Origin of the sequence: Lysobacter sp. Root690, from assembly GCF_001427785.1 — a bacterium.
In the GTDB taxonomy this organism is placed as follows: domain Bacteria; phylum Pseudomonadota; class Gammaproteobacteria; order Xanthomonadales; family Xanthomonadaceae; genus Lysobacter.
This window is the reverse complement of sequence record NZ_LMHM01000011.1, coordinates 264746-285258: the sequence shown is the minus strand read 5'-3', so window position 1 is coordinate 285258 and position 20513 is coordinate 264746. Positions and strand designations below refer to the sequence as shown.

The window sequence follows — 20513 nt, the reverse complement described above, 5'->3', positions numbered from 1 at the left end:
GCTGCAATCTCCCCCCCGATCGTCATTCCCGCGAAGGCGGGAATCCAGGGCCTTTCGTGCGAGAACGTTTGAAGTCGCTGGATTCCCGCCTTCGCGGGAATGACGAGCAAAAGCAAGAAGCACCAGCGGAAGCGTCGTCCTCAAACCCAAACCTCAAACCCGAACCTCAAATCCCTAATCCCTAATCCCTACGTCTCAAACCGCAACCCCAGCCGCATGCCCCGACGCCCAGGCCCACTGGAAGTTGTAGCCACCCAGCCAGCCGGTCACGTCGATCACCTCGCCGATGAAATACAGGCCCAGCACGCGCTTGGACATCATCGTGCTCGACGACACTTCGTCGGTGTCGACCCCGCCCAGAGTCACCTCGGCGGTGCGATAGCCTTCGGTGCCGCTGGCGACCAGCGGCCATGCGCTCAAGGTCGCCGCGAGCTGCTTGAGCTCCGGCGCGTTGTACTGCTTCATCGGCTTGTTGCTCAGCCACAGCTCGCACAGGCGCTGCGCGAAACGCTTCGGCATCGCGTCGCCAAGCACGGTCTTGAGCTCCGCCGCGGGCCGTTCGCGCTGCTGCGTCAGCAGCCAATCGATCGCATCGTGTCCGGGCAGCAGATCCAGGCGCAGATCGTCGCCGGGTTGCCAGTACGAGGAAATCTGCAGGATCGACGGGCCACTCACGCCGCGATGGGTGATCAGCAGCTGATTGCTGAAACTGCGCCCGTTGCAGCTCGCGGTGACCGGCAGCGCCACGCCGCTGAGATCCTGCAAACGTTCTTGATGCTTGCCGCTGAGAGTCAACGGCACCAATCCGGCGCGGGTCGGCAGCACGGTGTGGCCGTAGCTGCGCGCGAGTTCGTAACCGAAGCCGCTCGCGCCCATGCTCGGAATCGACAGGCCGCCGCTGGCGATTACCAGCGAGGCCGTGGACACCGCGCCCTGCGTGGTATGCACGCGAAAACCGCTATCGCCCTCGCCACCCACGATGCGCTCGATCGAACAGCCGGTGTTGATGCGCACGCCGGCCGCCATGCATTCGTCGACCAGCATCTTGACGATCAGCTTGGACGACTCGTCGCAGAACAACTGGCCGAGTTCTTTCTCGTGGTAGGCGATGCGATGGCGTTCGACCATCGCGATGAAATCCCACGGCGTGTAGCGCGCCAGCGCCGACTTGCAGAAATGCGGATTGGCCGACAGATAGTTCGCCGGGGTGGTGCCGGTGTTGGTGAAATTGCAGCGCCCGCCGCCCGACATCAGGATTTTCTTGCCGACCTTGTTGGCGTGCTCGATCACCAGCACGCGCCGGCCGCGCTGGCCGGCGGTCAAGGCGCACATCAGGCCGGCGGCGCCGCCGCCGACGATCACCGCGTCGAACGTTTCGGCCACTTCAGGCCGCCCGCGCGTCCGCGCTCTGACGCACCGTCGGGGTGAAGGTCAGGGCGAATTTGTCGTTGCTGAGCGCGACTTCTTCGTCGGCGATCTGGCAGTCCAGGCGGAAACTGCGCTCGACCATCGCCGCCATCGCCTCGACCGAGGCCGGGTCGATATCGATCACGGTGAGGTTCTTGAGCCGGCGCAGGATCGCGACGTTCTTGTCCCACCAAATGTTCGCCGCGTTGCCGCCGTAATTGACCACCACGACTTGCCGTGCGCGCCCGCAGGCCTTGCGGATCCGCGACTCGTCCGGCTGGCCGACGTCGATCCACAGCTCGATATCGCCGGTGTAATCGCGCAGGGCGATGTCCGGTTCGTCTTCGCTGCTCAGGCCGGGGCCGAATTCCAGGCGTTCGTGCGCGTTCAAGGCGAACGCGAGCATGCGCACCATCAGCCGCTGCGGGGTTTCCGACGGATGCTGGGCCAGGGTCAGCGGGTGCGCGGCGTAGTAATGCCGGTCCATGTCGCTGATTTGCAGTTCGATCTTGACGATGGTGGCATTGGGCGCCATGGGGATGCCTGCAGGAAAACAGCGCGCATTCTAGACTTTGCCGGCGCGCGCTGCCGGTTTGGACCGATTCGCGCCGATTTGCGCCGATTCGAGGCGAGCAGTCGCTAACTCGTTCAGTCCGGCGGGGCGGCCTGCGTTGCGGTTCGCAACGGCAACGACGAACCATCAGCGCCATCGCCGCTCCGGCAGCCGCATCCGCGCCGATCAGCCCTGGATTCACCGTGGCCGCGTTCGAGGCCGGCGCCGATCGGCGAAGATAGCCGCATGTCCGCTGCCGATCCCCAGCCCGCGTCGACCGCCGTGCCGCCGAGCCGCCTGCAATTGCCGCCCGGGCCCTGGACGAGCTTGCTCGACGGGCTGTGCGCGCGGTTTCCGGCGATCGATCGCGCGACCTGGCTCGATCGTTTCGCGCGCGGACGCGTCCACGATGCGCAAGGCCGGTCGCTGACGGCGGATACGGTGTATCGCGCCGGCATGGAGATCCTGTATTTCCGCGAGGTCGCGCGCGAGCCGGCGATCCCGTTCGCCGAGCGCGTGCTGTACCGCGACACGCGCCTGCTGGTGGTCGATAAGCCGCATTTCCTGCCGGTCGCACCGGCCGGCGCGTTCGTCAACGAAACGCTGCTGGGACGTTTGCAGCGGCAGTTCGGCGAGCCCGGGTTGGCGCCGCTGCACCGTCTCGATCGCGGCACCGCCGGCGTGGTGATGTTTTCGCGCGAGCCGGCCACGCGCGACGCCTATCAGGCGCTATTCCGCGAACGCCGCATTTTCAAACGTTACGAAGCGTTGGCCGCGCCGTTGCCCGAGTTGCGATTTCCGTTGCTGCATCGCTCGCGAATCGTGCCGGGCGAGCCGTTCTTCCTGATGCGCGAGGTCGAGGGCGAGGCCAACAGCGAAACCCGGATCGAAGTGATCGCGCGCGACGGGCCGCTGTGGCGGTATGGGCTGGAACCGGTGAGCGGGCGCAAGCACCAGTTGCGGGTGCATATGGCCTCGCTGGGCGCGGCGATCGCCAACGACGGGTTTTATCCGCTGGCGGCGCAGGTCGAGGACGATTTCACCCGGCCGTTGAAGTTGCTGGCGCGGTCGTTGCGGTTCGTCGATCCGCTTGATGGGGTGGAGCGGTGTTTCGTCAGCGGTTTCGAGCTTTGAGATTGAGCGCGATGGCGAAAGTTTCGTCGTGGTCGAGGTGGCACGGTCGGACCTGGAAGACCTCCCAACTGAAGGCTTTGCGGCTGGTATGCGCTATAAAGCATCGCGCTTAGTCCGCGAAGGCCGAGCTGAGCTTCAACCTCGATCGAAGCGCGATGCCATCGCAAGCCCGCGGCGCACGGCGATACCCGACTAAACCCATTCCCGCGAGGGCAGAGTGTAACGGCGCTGCGGCCGCCCGATCAGGTCGAGGAAGTTGTTGAACACCGCATCGGCGCGGGTCTGCATCGCCTGAATATGCTCGGCCGTCTGCGCGCGGATCACCCCCTCGCTGGTGTCGTGGCCGAGTTCGGCCAGTTCTTCGCGGTAGACCGGGTTGGCCAGCCAGCGTTCGATCAGCGGCACGTCCATTTCCAGATGGAACTGGAAACCGTAGGCGTTGTCGCCCCAGCGGAAGGCCTGCTGCTCGCAGCTGTCGGTGCAGGCCAGGTGCTGCGCGCCCTGCGGGATCTCGAAGCTGTAGCGATGCCACTGGAACACCGGCGCGGTTTGCGCGAGCGGCGCGAGCACCGGGTCGTCGCGGCCGGCGTCGGTGGTCCGCAGCGGGTACCAGCCGATCTCGGGGCGATGGTGCTTGCGCACCGGGGCGCCGAGCACGTGCGCGAGCAACTGCGCGCCCAGGCAGATGCCGAGCACCGGTTTGTCTTGCTGCAGCATGCGTTCGATCGCCAGCAGCTCGGTGCGCAGATGCGGTCGCGCGGCCTGATCCTCGACGTTCATCGGCCCGCCGAGCACGATCAGCCCGCGGTAGCGGTCGACATTGGGCTGAGCGTCGGGGTCGCGGTCGAAATTGGTGAAGCGAATGCGATGGCCGCGCCGCCGGATCAACGGATCCAGCGTACCCAGCGGTTCGGCGGCGACGTGTTGGAAGACCAGGATGCGGGACATGAGCGGCGGCGTTGCGGCTTGCGCTCACGACTATGCCAAACCGCGGCCTGTGTGTGGGGGCTGGGGCTTATGAATTTCGGTGTGTGGGCGCCGGTGACGATATAACGCGGCGACTCGACTCCCTCTCCCGCTTGCGGGGTGAGCGGATGCCGCATGCGAGCCATTGGCTCGCGCATCCGCGAACGCCCAAGCGCTGGTCGCTTGGGCCGGGGCGGGCTGGGGTGAGGGTGTACGTGGTGGCCACGAGGTCGCGCGGCCCTCATCCGGTCCTTCGGACCACCTTCTCCCGCGAGCGGGAGAAGGATTCATCATCGATCTCGAATCTCGAATCTCGAATCTCGAATCTCGAATCTCGAATCTCGAACCAGAATCAGCGCGGCTTGAACGGCTTCCTCGGCCCGGTGTGCGGACCGCGCGGGCCACCGGGGCCGCCCGGACGCGGGCCGCCGTGCGGCTTGTGCCCGCCCGGACGCGGCGCCCCCGGACCGGACGGACGGCGCGAGCGGCCGCCTTCGAGGTCGCCCGGCGCGGCACGCTGGATGCGCAGCGGATGGCCGGACACGCGCACCTTCTTGAGGTGCTCCATGAGTTCGCGCGGCATGCCCTCGGGCAGGTCGACCAGGGTGTAGTCGTCGCGGATGTCGATGCGGCCGATGTAGCGGCTTTCCAGGTCGGCTTCGTTGGCGATCGCGCCGACGATGTTGCCCGGTTGCACGCCGTGGCTGTGACCGACTTCGATGCGGAAGGTCTCCATGCCGACGTCGGACTCGCCGCGCGGCGCGCGCTCTTGCGGGCGTTCCTGCGAGCGCTCGTGCGAACGTTCCTGGCGCGGCGCCGGGGCTTCGTCGTCGAAGAATGCTTCGGCGGCGTTGGCCGGACGCGTGGCCGAGGGCGGGGTGTACTGACGTTCCTCATGGCGCGGCGTCGGCGCGGCGCGTTCGTATTCGCGTGGTGGCCGCGGCTCGGCGCGGCGCGCGTCCGGGCGCGGTGCGTCCTGACGGTAGTCCTGGCGATGCGCGCCGGAGTTCGAGGCGTTGTCGCGCTCGTTGAACTTGCGCGTGGCCTGGCCGCGATGTTCGCGCGGGCCGTCTCGTTCTTCGCGTGCGTACTTCGGCGGCGCCGGCGGCGGGGTCAGCAGCAGCGGGTTGTCGCCCTGCACCAGCTTGGCCAGGGCCGCGGCGATCTCGACCGCGGGCACGTTCTTCTCGCGCTCGTAGCGTTCGACCATGTCGCGGAACAGGCTCAGATCGCTGCTTTCCAGCGCGTCGCTGATCTTGCCGAGGAAGCGCGAAACGCGCTGCTCGTTGACCGTCTCCACGCTCGGCAGCTCCATCGGCTCGATCGGCTGACGGGTGGCGCGTTCGATCGCGCGCAGCATGCCGCGCTCGCGCGGAGTGACGAACAAGATCGCCTCGCCCTTGCGCCCGGCGCGACCGGTGCGGCCGATGCGGTGGACGTAGCTTTCGGTGTCGTAGGGAATGTCGTAGTTCAGCACGTGGCTGATGCGGTCCACGTCGAGGCCGCGCGCGGCGACGTCGGTGGCGACCAGCACGTCGATCTTGCCGTCCTTGAGGTTCTGGATGGTCTTCTCGCGCTGCTGCTGCTGCACGTCGCCGTTGATCGCGGCGGCGGAAATGCCCCGGGCCGACAGCTTCTCGGCCAGTTCGTCGGTGCCCAGCTTGGTGCGCGCGAACACGATCATCGCGTCGAAGGATTCGGCTTCCAGGATGCGGGTCAGCGCGTCGAGCTTATGCACGCCGCTGACCGACCAGTAACGCTGGCGGATGTTGGCGGCGGTGGTCGTGGTCGACTTGATCGCGATCTCGACCGGGTCTTTCAGATAAGTCTGGGCGATGCGTTTGATCTGCGACGGCATGGTCGCCGAGAACAACGCGACCTGGCGCGATTCCGGGGTCTTCTTGAGGACGTTCTCGACGTCGTCGATGAAGCCCATGCGCAGCATTTCGTCGGCTTCGTCGAGCACCAGGCAGCGCAGCTCGGACAGGTCCAGGGTGCCGCGGTCGAGGTGATCGATCACCCGGCCCGGGGTGCCGACGACCACATGCACGCCGCGCTTGAGCGCCTGCAGCTGCGGGTAGTAGCTCTGGCCGCCGTAGATCGGCAGCACGTGGAAGCCGGGCAGATGCACGGCGTACTTCTGGAACGCCTCGGCGACCTGGATCGCCAGTTCGCGGGTCGGCGCCAGCACCAGCGCCTGCGGCTTGAACTGCTTGGGATCGATCTGGGCCAAGATCGGCAGCGCGAACGCCGCGGTCTTGCCGGTGCCGGTCTGGGCCTGGCCGAGCACGTCGCGGCCTTCGAGCAGCGGAGGAATCGTCGCGGCCTGGATCGGCGAGGGCGACTCGTAGCCGACGTCGGCCAGCGCGCGCAGCAGCGGCGCGGACAGGGCGAGGTCGGTAAATTTCGGAGTGGCGGGGGAGTCGGTGGGGGTATTGGGCATGTCGGCGCTCATGACGAGGCTCCAGCAGCGCCGGCAGGGCCGGTCGGGAAGACCGACCAGTTTACTCGCATGCGTGTGGAGCGAAGGCTCTTGCAGGCGGGGGAGTTCAGGCAAACAGCGGAATCGGGCGGTGCATGGAGGCGATTTGGCTGGGTTTGGAACGATGGCGGACGCGGCCGCTGGGGCGTTATGCGCGCTCGATGACCGTCGTTGCGGCTGATTTCTTGCGCGCGGCGGGCGTGCCCGATTCGCGATAATCGGCAAAAAAACAGCTTGATTAATGCGACTGGCGCTGCGCTTTTCGGATGCCGCGAGGCCATGCCGGATCGGCCTGCCGCCGCCTGTTCATCACTTCAGGCATGCGCTCCTGCTCATCCCGCCGGCCTTTATGTGCCGGATCAGGCCGTTAAGCCTCGCTCCGTTTTCGTGCTTGCGCTGTTTGCACGATTATGCACAATTGCACTCAATCAAGAACGATTGAGCCCCGCCATGTCCGCCGAAGAACTGCTGCCGCAGCAGCGCCACCGCCTGATCCTTGAGCGATTGCTGGCCCAGGGCCGGGTGATCGCGGTCGATCTGGCGCGCGAACTGGAGGTCTCGCACGACACCATCCGCCGCGACCTGCGCGAAATGGCGGCCGCCGGCCAATGCCGGCGCGTCTACGGCGGCGCCTTGCCGCTGGCGCCGGACAACGGGCCGATCGCGCTGCGTCAAACCCAGGCCCCGGGCCGCAAGGCCGCGCTGGCGCGCGCCGCGGTCGGGCTGATCGAACGCGGGCAGGTGATCTTTCTCGACGCCGGTTCGACCAACATCGCCATCGCCCAGGCCTTGCCGCAGGGCTACGGCCTGACCGTGGCGACCAATGCGCCGGCGATCGCGGCCGTGCTGGCCCTGCGCGAGGACCTGCAGCTGATCGCGATCGGCGGACGGGTCGATGCGCGGATCGGCGCGAGCCTGGGCGCGGTCGCGATCCGCGATGCGCAGGCGATCCGCAGCGACCTGTATTTCGTCGGTGTCTGCGGCGCCGATGCGCAGGCCGGCATCAGCGCGCTCGATTACGAGGACGCGCAGTTCAAGCAGGCGGTCGCGGCGGCCAGCCGCGCGGTGGTGGCGGTGGCGGCTGAGGAAAAGCTCGGCACCGCCGCGCCGTTCGCGGTGGCAGCGGCCGAGGATCTGCATGCGCTGGTGATCGAGCACGGCGCCGATGCGGCGCAGGCGCGCGCGTTCGAGGGCCTGGGCGTGCGGGTGGTGCGGGCGGAGGCGGTGGCGTGAGGTCGCTGCGCGATCCAACCGCGTCGGGGCTGAAGTCGCTCGGCAAAAAATTGCGGCCGAGTCCTCTTCGCAAATTCCGGACTGAAGCCTTCTCCCGATAAACGACGGAACGGCTGAAGCGCTGTCGCAAGGATACGGCTTCGCACTTTCAACACGACGCAATTCGAATCCAGCGATTCGATCCGATATCGCGGCGTAGCAAACAACCGACGGCGCCCGCGGCGCTTCCACCCGATCCACAAATCTCTGCCCCCCGGAGTTCCGACCCCCATGAGCGAATCCGAGCCCCGCGCCGCCGTCCCCACGGCCGCCGCATCCGGCCCCACACCCAGTGACGCATCGCGGCGCGCGCCGATCGGCGCGGTCGAGCGCCTGTCGACCCGCATCGCCTTCTTCATCGCCGGGCTGGCGATGGCCGCGTGGGCGCCGTTGGTGCCTTACGCCAAGGCGCGTACCGGCGTCGACGACGGCACTCTGGGCCTGTTGCTGCTCGCGCTGGGCGCCGGTTCGCTGGTGACCATGCCGCTGACCGGCGCGATCGCCGGCCGCTACGGCTGCCGCCGGGTGATCCTGTTCGCTAGCGCGGTGGTGTGCGCGACCTTGCCGTTGCTCGCGCATTTCTCCGACGTGCAGTCGATGGCGCTGACCTTGTTCGTGTTCGGCGCGGCGATCGGCACCATCGACGTGGCGATCAACATCCAGGCGGTGATCGTCGAAAAAGCCAGCGGCCGCGCGTTGATGTCGGGCTTCCACGGCTTCTTCAGCGTCGGCGGCATCGCCGGCGCGGGCCTGGTCAGCGCGATGCTGTGGTGGCAGGTCACGCCGTTGAACGCGGCGCTGAGCGTGGCGGTGTTGCTCGCATTGTTGATGCTGTTCGGCGGACGCGGCCTGCTGCGCTATGGCGACGACAGCCACGGCGGCGGCTCGATGTTCGTGTTGCCGCACGGCATCGTGATCCTGCTTGGCGCGCTGTGTTTCATCGTGTTCCTGGCCGAGGGCGCGATGCTCGACTGGAGCGCGCTGCTGCTGGTGTCGCAGCGCGCGGTCGACGCCAGCGTGGCCGGCATCGGTTATGCGGTGTTCGCCGCGGCGATGACGATCGGCCGCTTCAACGGCGATCGCATCGTCCAGAGGTTCGGTCCGCGGCCGATTCTCGCAGTGGGCGGCGCTTGCGCGGCGGCCGGTTTTCTTCTTGCCGCGCTGGTGCCCTCCGCAACTGCGACCTTGATCGGCTTCGCCTTGGTGGGCTTTGGCTGTTCCAACATCGTGCCGGTGCTGTTCACCGCCGCCGGCAATCAGAAGGCGATGCCGTCGGGGCCGGCGATCTCGGCGATCAGCACCTTGGGTTATGCCGGCATCCTGACCGGCCCGGCAGGGATCGGCTGGATCGCCAAGATCAGCAGCCTGCCGCTGGCATTCGTGGTGTTGGGCCTGGCCTTGATCGCGGTCGCGGCGAGCGCGCGGATCGTCGCGGCGAAGCGCTGAGCTGGCGAGACGCGGCGCTCAGCGCGGGCGTCGCGCCAGCCAGCGATCGAGCTGCGCGGCGAAGGCTTGCCGGTCGCGCGCATGAAACGCCGGCGGGCCGCCGGTCTGGACGCCGGCGCCGCGCAGTTCGTCCATGAAGTTGCGCACCGACAAACGCTCGGCGATGTTGTCGCGGGTATACAGATCGCCGCGCGGGTTGAGCGCGACCGCGCCTTTTTCCAGCGCCAGCGAAGCCAGCGGAATGTCCTGGGTCACCACCAGATCGCCGGCCGCGAGCCGCTGCACGATTTCGTTGTCGGCCGAATCAAACCCGCCGAGCACCTGGATGGCGCGAATGAAACGCGACGGCGGTGTGCGCAGCCATTGATTCGCGACCAGGGTCAACGGCAGCTGCGCGCGTTCGGCGGCGCGGAACAGGATCTCCTTGATCACGACCGGGCAGGCGTCGGCGTCGACCCAGATCTGCGGTGGGGCGGTGGCGGTCATGAGGTGGCGAAGCCGGTTTTGTGCGGGCGAGGCCGGCAGTGTGAACGCGTTGGCCGGGCGCGTCATCCGCTGAAGTCTCTGGCTTCCCGTCGCGAGTCCAGCGCTGGAAACCTCATCCGATCCAGTCGTCGGCCCCGTGCGCGACCACGCCATGGCGTGCGCGGCGCAGGCGTTCGTTCCGCACTTGCGTCAGACCCGTTGCGGCCGAGGAGCCATCACGGCCGTTGTCGCGAATCCCCGTTACCATGCCGCATCGCCCACGCCGGACGCGTCTCATGATCAAGGTCCATCACCTCAATAATTCCCGCTCGCAGCGCGTGCTGTGGCTGCTGGAGGAACTGGAGCTGCCGTACGAGGTGATCCGCTACCAGCGCGATCCCAAGACCATGCTGGCGCCGAAGGAATTGCGCGCGATCCATCCGCTGGGCAAATCGCCGGTGGTCGAACTCGACGGCCAGGTGCTGGCCGAATCGGCGGCGATCATCGAAACCCTGACCGAACGCTACGACAGCGAGCACCGGGTGTCGCCACCGCTGCAGCCGCTGGAGGGCGAGGAGCGCATGCGTTATCGCTACTGGCTGCATTACGCCGAGGGCTCGGCGATGCCGCCGTTGCTGCTCAGTCTGGTGTTCTCGCGACTCAAGCAGGCGCCGATGCCGTTCTTCGTCAAGCCGGTGGCGCGCGGCATCGCCGACAAGGCGATGTCCTCGTTCGTCGGACCGCAGTTGAAGCTGCATCTGGATTACATCGAAAGCGAACTGGGCCAGCGCGCGTGGTTCGCCGGCGATCGCTTCACCGCGGCCGATATCCAGATGAGCTTTCCGGTCGAGGCGGCGATGGCGCGGGCGAAGGACGGCCAGCGTCCGCGCATGCAGGCCTTCGTCGAACGCATTCAGGCCCGGCCGGCCTACCAACGCGCGCTGGAGAAGGGCGGGCCGTATTCGTTGCTGAGCTGAGTCAGTTCAACTGAGGCCGTTTCGGCAGCGATCCATCCACGCGCGGCGACTTGGATTGCCGGGTTCGCGCACCCATTGAAGCGGTGCCGTCGCTTCGACGGGTTTCGCCATCGGCTTTCAGGTCAGCATGCACGCACTGCGATTCGACAACGCCTTCGTCCGCGAACTGCCCGGCGACCCGGACACCGGGCCGGGCACCCGTCAGGTGCATGGCGCCTTGTACTCGCGGGTCGAACCCACGCCGGTGCAGGCGCCGCGGGTGTTGGCGTACTCGGCCGAGATGGCCGCGACCCTCGACCTCGACGCCGATGACGTCGCCAGCGATACCTTCGCCGCGGTGTTCGGCGGCAATGCGCTGCTGGACGGAATGGAGCCGTACGCGGCCAATTACGGCGGCCACCAGTTCGGCCAATGGGCCGGGCAACTCGGCGACGGCCGCGCGATCTCGCTCGGCGAAACTGTCAACGCGGCCGGCGAGCGCTGGGAACTGCAGCTCAAGGGCGCCGGCCCGACCCCGTATTCGCGCAGCGCCGACGGCCGCGCGGTGCTGCGTTCGTCGGTGCGCGAGTTCCTGTGCAGCGAAGCCATGCATCACCTCGGCGTGCCGACCACGCGCGCGTTGAGCCTGGTCGGCACCGGCGAGTCGGTGGTCCGCGACATGTTCTACGACGGCCATCCGCAGGCCGAACCCGGCGCGATCGTGTGCCGGGTCGCGCCGTCGTTCATCCGCTTCGGCAATTTCGAACTGCCGGCCTCGCGCGGCGAAAACGAGGTGTTGCGGCAATTGCTCGATTTCTGCATCCGTCGCGATTTTCCGCATCTTTCGGGCGAAGGCGAGGCGTTGTACGCGCGCTGGTTCACCGAGGTCTGCGAACGCACCGCGGTATTGATGGCGCATTGGCAGCGGGTCGGCTTCGTGCATGGGGTGATGAACACGGACAACTTGTCCATCCTCGGCCTGACCATCGACTACGGTCCGTATGGCTGGGTAGACAACTACGATCCGGACTGGACGCCTAACACTACCGACGCCGGCCGTCGCCGCTATCGCTTCGGTCAGCAGCCGCAGGTTGCGTACTGGAATTTGAGTCGTCTGGCCGGGGCTTTGTCGCCGTTGATCGCGGTCGAATTGCTGCAGGACGGGCTGCGCCGTTTCGTCGAGGCTTACAACGAGGCCGAGCGCGACAGCATCGCGCGCAAGCTCGGCATGCGCGAATGCAGCGACGCCGATGTCGCGCTGATGCAGGAATTGCGCGAGTGGCTGCAGGCGCATGAGGTCGATATGACGATCTTCTTCCGTGCGTTGGCCGCGGTCGAGGTCGAGCACGTGGCGCCCGATCCGGGCGTGTTCGCCGATGCGTATTACGACCCGGACAAGGCCGGCGCGGGCGAGTCGGCGTTGCGCGCGTGGCTCGCGCGGTACGCCGCGCGTGTACGCGAGGATGCGATGCCGGCGGCGCAGCGGGTCGAACGCATGAACGCGGCGAACCCGCGTTATGTGCTGCGCAATTATCTGGCCCAGCAGGCGATCGACCGGGCCGAGCGGGGCGATTTCGACGGCATCACCGAGTTGCTGGATGTGATGCGCCGGCCTTATCAGGATCAACCCGGGCGCGAGGCGTTCGCGGCGAAGCGGCCGGATTGGGCGCGGGAGAAGGCGGGGTGTTCGATGCTGTCGTGCAGTTCTTGAGTTGGGGGTTTGGGTGTTAGGGGGCGAGTTGTAATGGCTGCGGCGGGTAGCGTCGTGGTTGTGATGTCGTGGTCGCGGCTTGCGCCGCTCCTACAGTCGCCTTCGTGAAGGGACGCCGCGTTTCGTAAACTCTGAGCGACCTCAGCCAATTGCGATCCGCCGCATGAATCCCGCACCGAGCCTGCGCGTGCTCACCCACCGCGATACCGATCTGCATGCCGCGTACTGCGATTACGTCGCGCAGGTCTTCACCCAGGCCGACTTCCGCCGTTGGTGCGAATGGGGGCAGTGGAACGAGGACTATCTCGCGTTCAGCGTGTTCCTGGACGGGCGCGTGGTCGCCAATGCCTCGCCGATGCGCATGCGGTTGGTGATCGAGGGCGCGGACGTCGACGGCTGGCAGCTCGGCGCGGTCGGTTGTTTGCCGGAATTGCGCGGACGCGGTCTGGCCCGCGCGGCGATGCATGCGGCGCTGGCGCATTGCGGCGATCAACCGGTGTTGCTGTTCGCCAACGACAGCGTGCTCGATTTCTATCCGCGCTTCGGTTTCACGCCCGCGCCGCAGAGCCTGTTCGCGCTCGACTGGCAGGCGCGGCCCGAACCCGTGCAGGCGCCGGTGCTCGATCTGGCCGATGCGTCGGTGCGCGCGGCGTTCCTGCGCACCGCCGCGTCGGCGCGGCCGCTCAGCCAGCGCTTCGGCGCGCGCAACTACGGCCGCACCGCGACCTGGTACGCCGCCAATGGCTACGCCAGCCCGCTGCGCCGGCTGGACGAGGACGTCTGGGTATTCGCCCAGACCGAGGACTTGGTGCTGACGATCGAGGACGTGTTCGCCGCGGCGCCGGTCGATTGGCCGGCCGCGATCGGGCGATTGATCGACCAGCCGATTCGCGAATTGCGCTTCGGCTTCACGCCGGAACGCGACTGGACACAGGCGCGGGTGCTCGGCGAGGAGGCCGATGCCGGCCTGTTCGCGCGCAATCTGGTGGTGCCAGCGTCGCCGAATCGATTTCCGCTGCTGGCGCGGACCTGAGTCTGGCCGGCGCGGTCGTTCCCGCAGATGCGGCCCGCGGCCGCGGTCCCGGTGGTTGCGGCCGTCGCGGCAACCGCCGGGCAGAGCGCCGGAGCGATCCTCAGACCGGGGCGAAGCCCTTGGTGGTCTTCTTTTCGTTCTTCTCGGTGCGCTTTTCCTTCATGGTCTTGGCCGGTTTCTTCTTGGTTTCCTTCTTGCGGTCCATGCCCTTGCTCATGACGTTTTCCTCGCTGGATGACGGTGCGGCGCGGCGGATGCCGGACGCCTGAGCGCAGTATGCGCCCGCGCAGGCGTTCGTGTGAGTGGACGACGGTCGCCGACCTTCGCGGCGCGGGCTAATCTGCCGGCTCGGCGGCAAGCCAGGGCGAGGGCATGAGCAAGAACAAGAACACGGTGATCAAGAACAGAGTCGTCGATTTCGAGTCGTTGTCCGCCCGGATCGAGAAAGTCCGGGCCGCGCCGGACGGTCGCAGTTTCGAAATCGATCTGGTCGCAATCACCCGTCCGTCCGGGCAGCGGGACTGTTTCCTGTGCGGCTTTCCGTTGCGGGACAGCAGCGGGCTGGTCGAGGATGCGACGGCGATCTGTGTCCATTGCTCGTACTCGTACGTAACCGCGCCCGATTACGGACCGGCGCTCGCGGAGTTCAGGTTGCGTGTGGAAAACGCCAATCGACAAGCGCAGATGCTGTCGGCCAGGATGAATAACCGGCAAGCCATCGATGCGGCGATGCTTACGGCCCTGGTCGTGGGCTTGCCCTTGTACGAGGTGGAGTTCTACCTCGGGCTGCCGAAGGAGGACCTCACCAGCTTCGACTATGGCCAGGAAGTGGCCCGTTGGCGGGTGGCCGGTGCCGAATTCGAGCTTTGGTTTCAAACCCGGGTCTGCATCTCGGTGAAGTAGTTTCACCGTTCCACCGCCGGGCCGGTGGGCCGCGGCCGCGGCGTCCGCCCTGGAATCGGCCCAACGCCGGAGCGGCAGCGCCTGATACCATGGGCGGATGCCTTTGATCACTGTCCAAAACGTCGACTACAGCGTCGGCGGCCCGCTCCTGCTCGAAAACGTCGAACTGTCGATCGAACCGGGCGAACGCATCGCCCTGATCGGTCGCAACGGCGCGGGCAAGTCCACGCTCATGAAACTGCTCGCCGGCGAAATCCACGCCGACGACGGCGAGATTCGCCGCGAAGGCAACGTCCGCATCGCCCGGCTCGAACAGGAGGTCCCGCCCGGCGCGACCGGCACCGTGTTCGACGTGGTCGCCGACGGTCTGGGCGAACTCGGCCACTGGCTGGCCGAATACCACCACCTCACCCACGCCGACACTTACGACGCCGATGCGGTCGCCGACGTGCAGACCAAGATCGAGGCCGCCAACGGCTGGGGTCTGGACCAGCGCGTCACAGAGACCCTGGAACGTCTGAGCCTGGACGGCGAGGGCCTGTTCTCCGGCCTGTCGGGCGGCATGAAGCGGCGCGTGCTGCTGGCGCGCGCGCTGGTGTCGTCGCCGGACCTGCTGCTGCTCGACGAACCGACCAACCACCTCGATATCGAAGCCATCGACTGGCTCGAACAGTTCCTCAAGTCCTGGCAGGGCGCGCTGCTGTTCGTGACCCACGACCGGCGTTTCCTGCGCGCGCTGGCGACCCGCATCGTCGAAATCGACCGCGGCCAGGTCACCAGCTGGCCCGGCGACTGGAACAACTACGTGCGTCGCCGCGAGGAGCGGCTGCACGCCGAGTCGCAGGAGAACGCGCGTTTCGACAAGCTGCTGGCGCAGGAAGAAGTGTGGATCCGCCAGGGCATCAAGGCCCGCCGCACCCGCGACGAAGGCCGCGTGCGCCGGCTCAAGGCGATGCGCAACGAACGTCAGGCGCGGCGCGACACGGTCGGCAACGTGCGCATGGAATTCGCCCAGTCCGAAGCCTCCGGCCGCAAGGTCGTGGAAGCCAAGGACGTGTCGTTCGATTACGGCGGGCGGATCATGCTCGACGACATCTCGACCACGATCTTCCGCGGCGACCGGATCGGCCTGATCGGCCCCAACGGCAGCGGCAAGACCACCTTGCTCAAAGTCCTGCTCGGCGACCTGCAGCCGACCGCCGGCGAAGTGCGTGAAGGCAGCAAGCTGCAGATCGCGTATTTCGATCAGTACCGCGCGACCTTGCGCGAGGATTGGAACGCGATCGAGAACGTCGCCGAAGGCCGCGAGTACGTCGAGGTCGGCGGCAAGCAGAAGCACATCATCGGCTATCTGCAGGATTTCCTGTTCACGCCCGAACGCGCGCGCGCGCCGATCACCCGATTGTCCGGCGGCGAGCGCAACCGCCTGCTGCTGGCGAAGCTGTTCGCTCAGCCGTCCAACCTGATGGTGATGGACGAACCGACCAACGACCTGGACGTGGAAACGCTGGAACTGCTCGAAGAGTTGCTCGGCGACTATCCGGGCACCTTGCTGCTGGTCAGCCACGACCGCGACTTCCTCGACAACGTGGTCACCTCGACCCTGGTGATGGAGGGCAACGGCCGGGTCGGCGAATACGTCGGCGGCTACAGCGATTGGTTGCGGCAGCGGCCGGTGGCGTCGATCGGCGCCAGCAAGGGCACGCTGGTCGCCAAGGGCGCCGGGGCGAAATCCGAACCCGAACCGCTGGCGCCGACGCCGGTGGTGCCGGCCGCGCCCAAGCGCAAGCTCAGCTACAAGGACGCGCGCGAGCTGGAGCAGTTGCCGTTGAAGATCGAACAACTGGAAACCCGCTTGGCCGAACTGACCGCGCAGATGAATCAGCCGGCGTTCTATCAACGCGATGCGGCGGCGATCAATGCGCATAACGCTACCTTGGCGCAGACGCAGGTCGAACTGGATGCGGCGTTTGCGCGGTGGGCGGAGTTGGATGGGTGAGGGTGGCGGCGCGCCTTGGTGCGCGCTGTGTTGTCATGGATCGTTATTCCTGCGAAGTTGGAAATGACTAAGTCCTGGCTTGCAAGAACGCGCTGATCTTTCAGAACGTCATTCCCGCGAACGCGGAATCCAGTGACTTTGTTCGTCGCTCGCACGTGGCATATAGCGCGGGCGCTTGCCCTAAAGCCACTGGATTCCCGCGTTCGCGGGAACGACGGCAGTGAGAGTTGCGTTGACCTTCGTTGTTTATGGCCTGCGTCCCTCCAAGTCGTCATCCCCGCGAAGGCGGGGATCCAGGGCCTCACCGCGGCATGACTCTGAAGTCTCTGGATCCCCGCCTGCGCGGGGATGACGAGCTGAAGGTTGCCGCGATCTTCGAAGGTCGTCGCGACCTTCGACCGCATTCTGCGTTTGGGGCTGTAAAAGCCCACAGATCTTTCAGAACGTCATTCCCGCGAACACGGGAATGACGGCAGTGACAGTTGCGTTGACCTGCGTTGTTCATGGCCTGCGTCCCTCCAAGCCGTCATCCCCGCGAAGGCGGGGATCCAGGGCTTCACTGCGGCATCACTCTGAAGTCTCTGGATCCCCGCCTGCGCGGGGATGACGGTCGTGGGGATAACAGTGCGCTGGAAGTTACGACCCCGGCCAGGGCTGGCCNCGGACGCGCGAGCCTGTGGCTCGCGAGCGCGTCCGCTCACCCCAACTTCCGTCCCTTGCGGCCCTCGCGGCCTCGGTCCTTAATCCCGTCATGGGCCCCGGACCGGGCCGGCGCGGGGAGAACGGCGATGGCTCGAATCACAACCACTGCAGCCCTCGCGGCCGGCCTGTTCGCGATGTGCACGACCGCGCCGGCCGCGGTCAAGGACGTCGCCGCGAACGGCTTCACCATCGAAAACGAACAGACGGTGCCGGTCGATCCGGCCACCGCGTGGAAAGCGCTGGTCGGCGAGGTCGATCGCTGGTGGCCCAAGGACCACACCTGGTGGGGCGCCGGTTCCACCCTGAGCATCGACCCACGCGCCGGCGGCTGTTTCTGCGAGATCGGTCGCGACGGCAAGCAGCAGGCGCTGCACATGACCGTGTCCTTCGTCGACCCCGGCAAGACCCTGCGCCTGCTCGGCGGGCTCGGCCCGTTGCAGGGCATGGGCCTGAGCGGGGCGATGGAATTCCGGCTCGCGCCGGCCGCGCAAGGCGGCACCCGCATCACCTTGTACTACCGCGCCGGCGGTTACACCCCCGACGATCTGAGCAAGTTCGTGCCGGTGATCGACAAGGTCCAGGGACTGCAACTGGCCGGGCTCGCCGATTACCTGCGCAAGCCGACGGACGCGTCCAAACCGAAGGCGGACGCGACTCCATGAGCGACGGCGCCTACTGCACCCGCCACGAACGCGGCGCGACCCTGGCGACCCATCGCCACCGCGCGCCGTACGCGGCGCTGGTGCTGGACGGCGATTACACCGAATCCAGTCTCGACGGCCCGCTGCCGTGCCGGCCGGGCACGCTGGTGTTGCATCCGGCCTATCACGCCCACGGCGATCGCTTCGGCCGGCTCGGTGCGAGCGCGTTGAACATCGAACTGCCCGAGACCGCATTCGAACTCGCCGCCAGCGCCTGGCAGGTGCACGACCTGCGCGAGGCCAGCGAAGTGTTCGCGCGTTGTCCGCAGCGCCTGCCCGAACTGCTGGCGATCGCCACACCGCAAGCTGCCGCGGAACAGCCCGACTGGCAGCCCGCGCTGCTGCGCGCGATGGCCGACAGCGACGACGACATCGCCGTGCTCGCGCGGCGCCTGGGCGTGTCGGCCGAACACGCCAGCCGCGCGCTCAGCCGCAGCTACGGCATGTCGCCGCGCGCGCTGCGCCGCGAAGCACGCTGGCGCCGCGCCTTGCACCTGCTCGCTGGCGCGCAATCGCTGGCCGAGATCGCGGCCGCGGCCGGTTTCGCCGACCAGAGCCATCTGCACCGCGTCGTCGTCGCCCATGCCGGCTGCACTCCGGTGCAGTTGCGGCGGCAGATCAAGTACGTACAAGACCGGCGCCCCGCGCTCGCCGCCTAATGACTCCAACGCGCCGCCCGGCGCCCACGGAGCCTCCCCCCATGAATCGTCTGTTGCCCGTTGTCACCACATTGCCGGTGCTGATGGCCTGGGTCGTCGGCGGTTCCGCCGCGACCCTGCCGCCGCCGCGCGACAGCGGCCCGGAAGCCGCCAAGGCGGTCAGCGATGCGCTCGGCGCGGTGCTGCGCGCCGACGTGCCCACCGCGCTGACCGTGTTGAAGGCCGCGCCGGCCGAGCAATTCAATCTGAAGGACGCGACTTTCCGCGGCTGCATGCTGGCCCGCCACGACCGTCGCGCGCCGCCGTACTTGGCCGATACCACCACCGATCCGCTGGCGCGGCAGGTGCTCGAGATCTACCAGCGCTATTGGTGGCATGCGGTCCGCGATCCGGCCGCGCGTCCGGCCTTCGATGCGAAATTGAAGGCCGAACTGGCCGCGTTGACCGGCCAGCCGCCGCCGGCCGACGGCGACGATGCCTTCGATGCGATGGTCGAACCGCTCAACGTCGAGCTGCGCAAACGCGGCTTTCATCCGCTGCAGGGCCGCACGCCGCCGTTGTACGACCTGTTCCTGTGGGGCAAGCAGGACGAACGCGATTACACCGTCGACCTGCCCGGCGGCGAGCGACAACCGGTGCGGGTGTTCCTGATGGACGACTGGCTCAGCCGTGGTTGGAGCCATCACACCGCCTGTGGCGCCACCGGCGCGGCCGGATGGGTCAAACCTGAGGGTCTGTATGCGGTGCGTTCGTCCTACGGCGACCTCAAGGGCGAAGATTTCAAGGTCAGCTTTCTCGGCCACGAGGCCCAGCATTTCGCCGACATGAAGCGCTGGCCGGACATGCCGTCGTGGACCTTGGAATACCGCGCCAAACTGGTCGAACTGGCCAAGGCCGACGACACCCGGATCAAGCTGCTGGACAAGTTCTATCGCAGCCAGGACGACGAACCCGATCATCCGCATCCCTATGCCAACAAGCGGGTGATCGCAGTGGTGACGAGCCGGCTCGGCCTGGCGGCCGACGCCGATCTGCGCAAGGCCGATCCTGCCGCGGTGCGCAAGGCGGCGAGCGAGGTGTTGATCGAGGACACGCGCAAGCGCGAAGCGGAAACGCCGGCGGTTGCCGCGCCGAAAGCGGGCAAACCGGCGCAATGAATTTGCGCATGAATCGGTGTCGGGAATGGCGCGATGAGTCGATGTGCTGAGTCGACGTGGTGAACTGGAGTGTGATGAATCGCGCCCGCATCATCGATGCCTTCCGAGATCGCCGGGAGTTTGCGGCTGAAAACTCCCGGGTTTTCGATCTCGCCGACGTCGATCAGCGCTTCGCGCCCGGCAGCGGCAGCGGCATCGCTTCGCTAGTCGAGGTTGAAGCCTTGAGGTCTCGAGGGTGGGGCTTCAGCCCCGACGCTTTCGCTCCGATCGCGCCGAAATCTCCACCCTTCGGCCAAAGATAAGCGCAATGCCTGCGCGGCCCCCACGCCCGCGCAGGTAAACTTCCCCCATGCACCAGGACTCCCTGTTCGGCGCCGCGCCGGCCGCTCCCAGCGACATCCACCGCCTGTTCTTCGCGCTGCTGCCCGACGAGGCAGCGCGCGAGCGCATGGCGAACGCAGCCGCCGATATCCACGCCCGCCACAACGGCGGCGGCCGTCTGATCGGCGCGCATCGCTACCATCTGACCTTGCAGTTCCTCGGCGATGCCCACGAATTCCAGGCCGAGCGCGCGCACGCGGCGCAGGCCGCGGCCGCCGACGTGGTCGCGGACGCGTTCGAGCTGCGGCTGGACCGCGCCGGCAGTTTCCGCAATCGCTCGATCCCGTGGTGGCTCGGCTGCGAACAAACCCCAGTTGGCTTGCAGACCTTGTTCGATCGGCTCGGCGTCGCCCTGGCCAAGCGCGGCGTGCGGGTCGAAGGCGGCCACAGCCTGACCCCGCACGTGACCATCGTGCGCGATGCCGCCGCGGCGCTGCATCCGCCGATCGCGGTCGACGCCATCGACTGGTGGGTCGCCGATTTCGCCCTGATCCACAGCCAACTCGGTACGCGCAATGCCTACACCGTGCTGGGGCAGTGGTCGCTGGCCGAGTGAGCGGAGCAGAATAGGGCGGTATTCGCACCG

The 20513-nt window shown here is 67.2% G+C and carries 18 protein-coding genes; 13 read left to right on the top strand and 5 right to left on the bottom strand.

Annotation, left to right across the window (positions count from 1 at the left end):
- Nucleotides 1–195: 195 nt before the first annotated feature.
- Complete coding sequence (locus tag ASD86_RS06460; RefSeq protein WP_056108409.1) at nt 196–1383, bottom strand: NAD(P)/FAD-dependent oxidoreductase; 1188 nt, start codon at nt 1381–1383, stop codon at nt 196–198.
- 1 nt (nt 1384) lies between these two features.
- Complete coding sequence (locus ASD86_RS06455) at nt 1385–1942, bottom strand: YaeQ family protein (RefSeq protein ID WP_056108405.1); 558 nt, start codon at nt 1940–1942, stop codon at nt 1385–1387.
- A 264-nt stretch (nt 1943–2206) separates the two neighbouring features.
- Here ASD86_RS06455 and ASD86_RS06450 point away from each other — a divergent pair, with 264 nt between their 5' ends.
- A complete protein-coding gene (locus ASD86_RS06450; protein ID WP_056108403.1) occupies nt 2207–3094 on the top strand; it encodes a pseudouridine synthase in 888 nt (295 codons plus the stop codon).
- Between the two features lie 192 nt (nt 3095–3286).
- Here the strand turns inward: ASD86_RS06450 and ASD86_RS06445 are convergent, their stop codons facing one another.
- A complete protein-coding gene (locus ASD86_RS06445; RefSeq protein ID WP_056108400.1) occupies nt 3287–4042 on the bottom strand; it encodes a gamma-glutamyl-gamma-aminobutyrate hydrolase family protein in 756 nt (251 codons plus the stop codon).
- A gap of 370 nt (nt 4043–4412) precedes the next feature.
- On the bottom strand, nt 4413–6515 hold the full coding sequence (locus ASD86_RS06440; RefSeq protein WP_082578114.1) for a DEAD/DEAH box helicase: 2103 nt from the start codon (nt 6513–6515) through the stop codon (nt 4413–4415).
- A 477-nt stretch (nt 6516–6992) separates the two neighbouring features.
- Between ASD86_RS06440 and ASD86_RS06435 the strand changes: the two genes are divergently transcribed.
- Both ASD86_RS06435 and ASD86_RS06430 read left to right on the top strand, forming a co-directional pair.
- Nucleotides 6993–7775 carry a DeoR/GlpR family DNA-binding transcription regulator gene (locus tag ASD86_RS06435; protein ID WP_056108398.1) on the top strand — a complete coding sequence of 261 codons (783 nt, stop codon included), beginning with the start codon at nt 6993–6995 and terminating at the stop codon, nt 7773–7775.
- Between the two features lie 270 nt (nt 7776–8045).
- On the top strand, nt 8046–9260 hold the full coding sequence (locus tag ASD86_RS06430; protein ID WP_082578113.1) for an MFS transporter: 1215 nt from the start codon (nt 8046–8048) through the stop codon (nt 9258–9260).
- A gap of 18 nt (nt 9261–9278) precedes the next feature.
- Here ASD86_RS06430 and ASD86_RS06425 read toward each other — a convergent pair whose 3' ends face one another.
- Nucleotides 9279–9746, bottom strand: a complete 468-nt coding sequence (locus ASD86_RS06425; RefSeq protein ID WP_056108395.1) for a YaiI/YqxD family protein — start codon at nt 9744–9746, stop codon at nt 9279–9281.
- Between the two features lie 275 nt (nt 9747–10021).
- On the opposite strand from ASD86_RS06425, the gene ASD86_RS06420 reads away from it, so the two are divergent.
- The 10 genes from ASD86_RS06420 (at nt 10022) to thpR (ending at nt 20483) form a co-directional block, all read left to right on the top strand.
- Nucleotides 10022–10702, top strand: a complete 681-nt coding sequence (locus ASD86_RS06420) for a glutathione S-transferase (RefSeq protein WP_056108393.1) — start codon at nt 10022–10024, stop codon at nt 10700–10702.
- Nucleotides 10703–10829: 127 nt separating this feature from the next.
- The gene (locus ASD86_RS06415; protein WP_056108390.1) at nt 10830–12392 is read left to right on the top strand and encodes a YdiU family protein; all 1563 of its coding nucleotides are present in this window, start codon (nt 10830–10832) and stop codon (nt 12390–12392) included.
- 163 nt (nt 12393–12555) lie between these two features.
- The gene (locus tag ASD86_RS06410; protein WP_157476248.1) at nt 12556–13425 is read left to right on the top strand and encodes a GNAT family N-acetyltransferase; all 870 of its coding nucleotides are present in this window, start codon (nt 12556–12558) and stop codon (nt 13423–13425) included.
- A 372-nt stretch (nt 13426–13797) separates the two neighbouring features.
- Nucleotides 13798–14328 carry a hypothetical protein gene (locus ASD86_RS06405; RefSeq protein WP_056108387.1) on the top strand — a complete coding sequence of 177 codons (531 nt, stop codon included), beginning with the start codon at nt 13798–13800 and terminating at the stop codon, nt 14326–14328.
- Nucleotides 14329–14425: 97 nt separating this feature from the next.
- Complete coding sequence (locus ASD86_RS06400; RefSeq protein ID WP_056108384.1) at nt 14426–16327, top strand: ATP-binding cassette domain-containing protein; 1902 nt, start codon at nt 14426–14428, stop codon at nt 16325–16327.
- Between the two features lie 788 nt (nt 16328–17115).
- Nucleotides 17116–17691 carry a polyketide cyclase/dehydrase gene (locus tag ASD86_RS06395; protein WP_056108381.1) on the top strand — a complete coding sequence of 192 codons (576 nt, stop codon included), beginning with the start codon at nt 17116–17118 and terminating at the stop codon, nt 17689–17691.
- Nucleotides 17688–18389 (top strand): helix-turn-helix domain-containing protein, encoded by a 702-nt coding sequence (locus ASD86_RS06390; protein ID WP_056108378.1) that lies wholly within the window; start codon nt 17688–17690, stop codon nt 18387–18389. Before ASD86_RS06395 ends, ASD86_RS06390 begins: the two co-directional genes overlap by 4 nt.
- Nucleotides 18390–18430: 41 nt before the next feature.
- Nucleotides 18431–19546, top strand: a complete 1116-nt coding sequence (locus tag ASD86_RS06385; RefSeq protein ID WP_056108375.1) for a hypothetical protein — start codon at nt 18431–18433, stop codon at nt 19544–19546.
- A 74-nt stretch (nt 19547–19620) separates the two neighbouring features.
- Entirely contained in the window at nt 19621–19848 is a 228-nt protein-coding gene (locus ASD86_RS06380) for a hypothetical protein (protein ID WP_157476246.1), read from the top strand.
- Between the two features lie 47 nt (nt 19849–19895).
- The gene (thpR, locus tag ASD86_RS06375) at nt 19896–20483 is read left to right on the top strand and encodes an RNA 2',3'-cyclic phosphodiesterase (protein ID WP_056108369.1); all 588 of its coding nucleotides are present in this window, start codon (nt 19896–19898) and stop codon (nt 20481–20483) included.
- Nucleotides 20484–20513: the final 30 nt, after the last annotated feature.